The 4,744-nt window shown below is 56.7% G+C and carries 4 protein-coding genes; 1 reads left to right on the top strand and 3 read right to left on the bottom strand.

Features of this window, described 5'->3' with window-relative positions:
- The 3 genes from AAAC48_RS05615 to AAAC48_RS05605 form a co-directional block, all read right to left on the bottom strand.
- On the bottom strand, positions 1–775 hold a 775-nt coding region (locus AAAC48_RS05615; RefSeq protein ID WP_340653235.1), incomplete at its 3' end, for an MSMEG_0568 family radical SAM protein.
- Positions 711–1,745, bottom strand: coding sequence for a Nit6803 family nitrilase (locus AAAC48_RS05610; RefSeq protein WP_340653234.1), 1,035 nt, complete (start codon positions 1,743–1,745; stop codon positions 711–713). The genes AAAC48_RS05610 and AAAC48_RS05615, both read right to left, overlap by 65 nt.
- A 68-nt stretch (positions 1,746–1,813) precedes the next feature.
- Positions 1,814–2,296, bottom strand: coding sequence for an MSMEG_0572/Sll0783 family nitrogen starvation response protein (locus AAAC48_RS05605; protein WP_340653233.1), 483 nt, complete (start codon positions 2,294–2,296; stop codon positions 1,814–1,816).
- A 329-nt stretch (positions 2,297–2,625) separates the two neighbouring features.
- On the opposite strand from AAAC48_RS05605, the gene AAAC48_RS05600 reads away from it, so the two are divergent.
- A complete protein-coding gene (locus AAAC48_RS05600; RefSeq protein WP_340653232.1) occupies positions 2,626–4,026 on the top strand; it encodes a PLP-dependent aminotransferase family protein in 1,401 nt (466 codons plus the stop codon).
- Positions 4,027–4,744: the final 718 nt, after the last annotated feature.

Raw genomic sequence — 4,744 nt, 5'->3', positions numbered from 1 at the left:
TCTCGATGCTTACCTGTGCTTTTCCCGGCATGATGCGCGCCCGCACCTCCGGTGTGACCGCTTCCAGATGCATCCCCAGCGCGTCTACACCTGCCTCCTTCATACGGGCAAACCAGACATCATCCTCAGGCGGCTCGCACTGTGCCTGGATGGGCAAATCGACTGCGGCCTTGATGGCCTGCGCGGTGTCAGCCAGGATCGATGCTCCGCGGTCGTCACCCTTGGGCGTTCCGGTGGTCATCACCATGTGCTTCACGCCGTCGAGTTCGACGGCAGCTTTGGCCACTTCCGCCAATTGCTCCGGTGTCTTGTGCGCTATCGTCCGTCCAGCGGCCAGTGACTGGCCGATTGCACAGAATTGGCAGGTCTTGGTGCGGCTTTGATAGCGTATGCAGGTTTGAAGGATGGTTGTGGCAAGGACATCACGGCCATGCAGAACAGCGATCTTCGAATAGGGAATGCCATCGGCGGTTGACCGTTCGTAGAACCGGGGCCGAAGCGGAAATGTTACTTCACCGAGGACCGTGCCAGCGCGGCTGATCCGGCTTTTACCATCACCATCCGGCTTTTCGACCAGATAGGGACTGTCGAAAGCCGGGGCCGTGTGCACCGGCACCATTACGGTCATTCCGTCGATGGTGACTGCCTTGTGGTCGGATGGACCTGCGCCGCCGCGCCTGCTCTCGAGGCCAACCTTCGGATCAACGAGCCTAACGCCGAAGGACTGCAATTCGTTGATCAGTTGCTCCGTTGGAAGCGCTGTCATCTTCTGCATCGTTCTGTGTCCCTGTATTGGTTTTGGAAAAGGCCTCTGGAAGCTCGGCCATGGGTTGTGTCTGGCGATTGTCAAGGACGAGCTGCAGGAGCTCGGGCCGGGCATAGTGACCGACGGAGTCCATCATTCGCTTTCGCTTGACGATCAGACCCATATCGAGATCGGCAATCAGTAAGCCCTCGCCCTCCGTCAGCGGCGTCACAACGTGACTTCCCTCGGGGGATATGATGGCGGTCATGCAGCCACCCCGCAGTGCGTTTTGCAGCCCTTGGTCCGGGGTAATGGAAGCTATCTGCTCATCCGTAAGCCACCCCGTTGCATTGACGACAAAGCAACCGCTTTCGAGCGCGTGATGGCGGATTGTGACTTCGATCTGCTCGGCGAATATCGGACCGACGAGCGAGCCAGGAAACTGCGCGACATGTATTTCCTCGTGCTGCGCCATCAACGCATAGCGGGCCAGCGGATTATAGTGTTCCCAGCAGGCAAGCGCGCCGACGCGGCCAATCGCCGTCTCAACCACTTGCAGTCCGGAACCATCGCCCTGACCCCAGATCATCCGTTCGTGGAAGGTCGGCGTGATCTTTCGCCGCTTCAGCGCGAGCCGGCCGTCGGCGTCGAAAATCAACTGCGTGTTGTAGAGCGAGCCGTGATCCCGCTCATTGATACCAAGGACAATGACGATGCCGTTCTCGCGGGCGCACGCAGCTACACTATCTGTCTCTTCACTTGGAACGGTAACGGCTTCCTCATAAAGCCGGATATGTTCCTTGCCGGAAAGGACCGGTGCCAGGACAAACGAGAAATAGGGGTACCAGGGAACGAAAGTCTCAGGAAAGACCACGAGACCAGCGCCTTTGGAAGCTGCCTCGCGGACAGCGTCCAGCACCTTCGCGAGTGTCTTCTTGCGCGATGTCAAATCAGGTGAAATCTGCACAGCAGCGACTCTGATTTTTGAAGTTTCAGCCATTGCGGATCTCCTTGAAAGGGTAATCAAGAGAGCGGACGTGTCCGCCCTCTTCGCTGGGACAATCCCGATCAAAGTGTCCAGGTATCAAGTATGAAGGCCCCATCGCGGCGATGGAGCAGAATGAGGTCAAGTACATCAAGCGGACTGATCGGCTGAATGCCTTCAATCAAAGAGGGTTCCCCGTGACCGTAGAGCGCCTGCAGCGCAAAACGGCAGGCATAAACCTTGCCGCCTTCGGAAATGAACTTGCTGATCTGGTTATTGAAGTTGAGATGACCCGGAAACGCCTCATCGCCGAGCTTTGGGAAACCGCGCTGTACGCCCAGCGTCACACCGGGCCCATAAAGCAAAATGGACGTTTCAAAACCCTTGCGCTTCAGGCGCGTCGCCTGCAGAAGATTAACGAACCCGATGGATCCTTCGAATGCAACAGTGTGGAATGTAACGAGGGCCTTCTCGCCTTCCTTGGCCTGTACGTCTTCAAAGACCTTCTCTTCATAGTCGACAAAGAAATCACCCTTTTCGTGGGCTGGCTTGGTTACTGCGGGCATTGGCGGCTCCTGACAAATTTGAAGAATGCGTTTCATACGCAACAGGAGCATTGCAATTACCGTGCCAGATTGAATGTTTTTGTTTAGCAGTCAATATTAGGCATATTGCAGTCAATTTTACGGTCAATTCAGAGAAACTAACATGGCTTCGTGCTTTATTTTGAAGCAGAAGTGCATGAATCCGGTGCATTCAATGCGCAGTCAATTTTGGAGCAACCGAAATAGGTGAAGATTTTTCTCTCCCGTTTCCCGAAGTCGATTTTTCAGAATGACAGCCGTCAAATGCTCCAATATACCGTCAATTCATTCGTTCGATCAGGCACCGCTTCATGACCACGTGGATTCCCGAACTCTCCGACAGCTCAAGTCCACACTACATCGCCATCGCCGATGTCATCGCGCTGGACATCCGCAGCGGGCGCTTGCGTGCCGGCGACCGGCTGCCGCCACAGCGTCAGCTGGCAAAGCAACTGAATATCGACTTCACGACGGTCGCCAGAGGCTATTCAGAAGCAAAGAAGCGCGGACTGGTTGATTCACATATCGGCCGTGGGACGTTTGTTGTTGCGCCACCGGAAATGGAAGTAACAGCACTGCCAATCGGCATACCTGATCCGAAGCGGCAGGAACTGATTGATCTGTCGATGAACCTGCCGCCGGAACCGGATGATCCGCAACTGATCGCAAGGATGCGCGAAGGTCTTGCCACCATCGCCGCCAATCTTTTACCTCTGCTACGCTATCAAGGTTTTGGCGGATCGAACCAGGACAAGGAAGCCGCAGCCGCATGGCTCAGCCGGCGGGGGCTGGTTCCCTCACAGGAACGGATGTTTGTCACGCCCGGCGCGCATCCCGCGATCCTCGCTATTTTCAGCATGCTGGCAAAGCCAGGCCAGACCATCCTATCTGAAAACATCACCTATCCCGGCGCCAGATCAATTGCAGCGCAACTACGCCTGCATCTCCATGGCCTGCCCATGGATATTCAAGGAATACTGCCGGATGCATTCGCCGATGCTTGCGAGCGTATGGCACCCAAAGCGCTATATCTGAACCCAACGCTTCAAAATCCAACCACGTTGACAATTCCCGAAGAGCGGCGGGCTGCGATTTGCGCGGTAGCACGCCACTATCATGTCCCAATCATCGAGGATGATGCATACGGATTCATTCCCGCGCACGCCCCGGCACCGCTGGCGGCGATCGCACCGGACCTCACGTGGCACATTGGCGGGCTGGCCAAGTGCATCGGCGCTGGCCTGCGCCTCGCCTATGTTGTCGCACCTGATACCCGGGCTGCATGGCCTTTCGTCAGTGCAATGAAGGCGGCCAACGTCATGGCATCTCCATTGACCGTAGCTCTTGCCACGCGCTGGATCGAGGACGGTACAGCAGACATGATTCTGCGCTTTATCCGCAAGGAAACCGGGCTCCGACAGGCAATGGCGGCGGGCATACTCGCGCCAGGCAGTTTCCAAGCCGATCCTCTAAGTTTCAATATCTGGCTGCCCTTGACCAACGGCTGGACCAGATCCGGGCTGATCAACCACATGCGGGCATCGGGGATCGGCGTGGTGGCAAGCGATGCCTTCACCGTCAATGGATTGCCGCAAGAAGCGGTCCGGATTTGCCTTGGCGGCCCTATTTCCAGACCGCGCCTTCAAGGCGTTCTGGAATATCTTGCTCATGCACTCGAAGACACTCCGGAAATGGCATCCACTTTCTATTGAACTTTGCAATGCGTGCGCGTCGCGTCCATGCGCGAAGCCTTTGCCATGGAGATTCTCGCGAACGTGATCCGAACCAGATCGACAGCAGATTGATATTGCGTCACAGCCAATCTACAACGGTTTTGATCGAGGGGAGCAGTACGCTCGACGAAGGGAGTGCCGCGAAAATGCCGGGCAAGTATTCACGACGGCGGTTGATCCGGATGTGAATTTGATACGCTCATTCGACGAGTCCTCCTGAACACCCATCGCGGCTACCGCGCTGTATTGGTCTGAAGAGGCGTCTGAAGGTCGTCCCGGATCTCGATCAATTGCGGCAACAATGCTGACGGGCCTCTTGGCCAAAACTTTCAATAACGATCCCCAGAAGGGAGGTCACTGCGCTGCCCCGTCCTCGGCCAATATTCCATCGCGAAGATACAAGCGTGACCGCTCTTCGATGAGTTTCACAATGCATGGCGCGGGCGCATCCGCCGCGGCCAGCAGCCCAGATCCCTTGCGCCACCGAGGGAGCAGGCCGCATGACGAGATGCCCGTCACATTGCCTAAAGCTGAGCCCGATCTGCCCTGCATTCCGGGATAATGTCGGTTTGCGCCAGGCTCTGCCGAACACGGCAAAATTGCCGAGACACAACGGCAGACGACCTCAAGAACCAACCCCTATCACATCATCGGTAGCTTCTGGGCCACCCCGATTGCTGCTGTCGTGCCCGCCGAT

This window comes from Phyllobacterium sp. (genome assembly GCF_037994405.1).
Taxonomy (GTDB): Bacteria; Pseudomonadota; Alphaproteobacteria; order Rhizobiales; family Rhizobiaceae; genus Phyllobacterium.
Note: the sequence above shows the minus strand (reverse complement) of the source record. Positions and strands in the feature narration are given on the sequence as shown.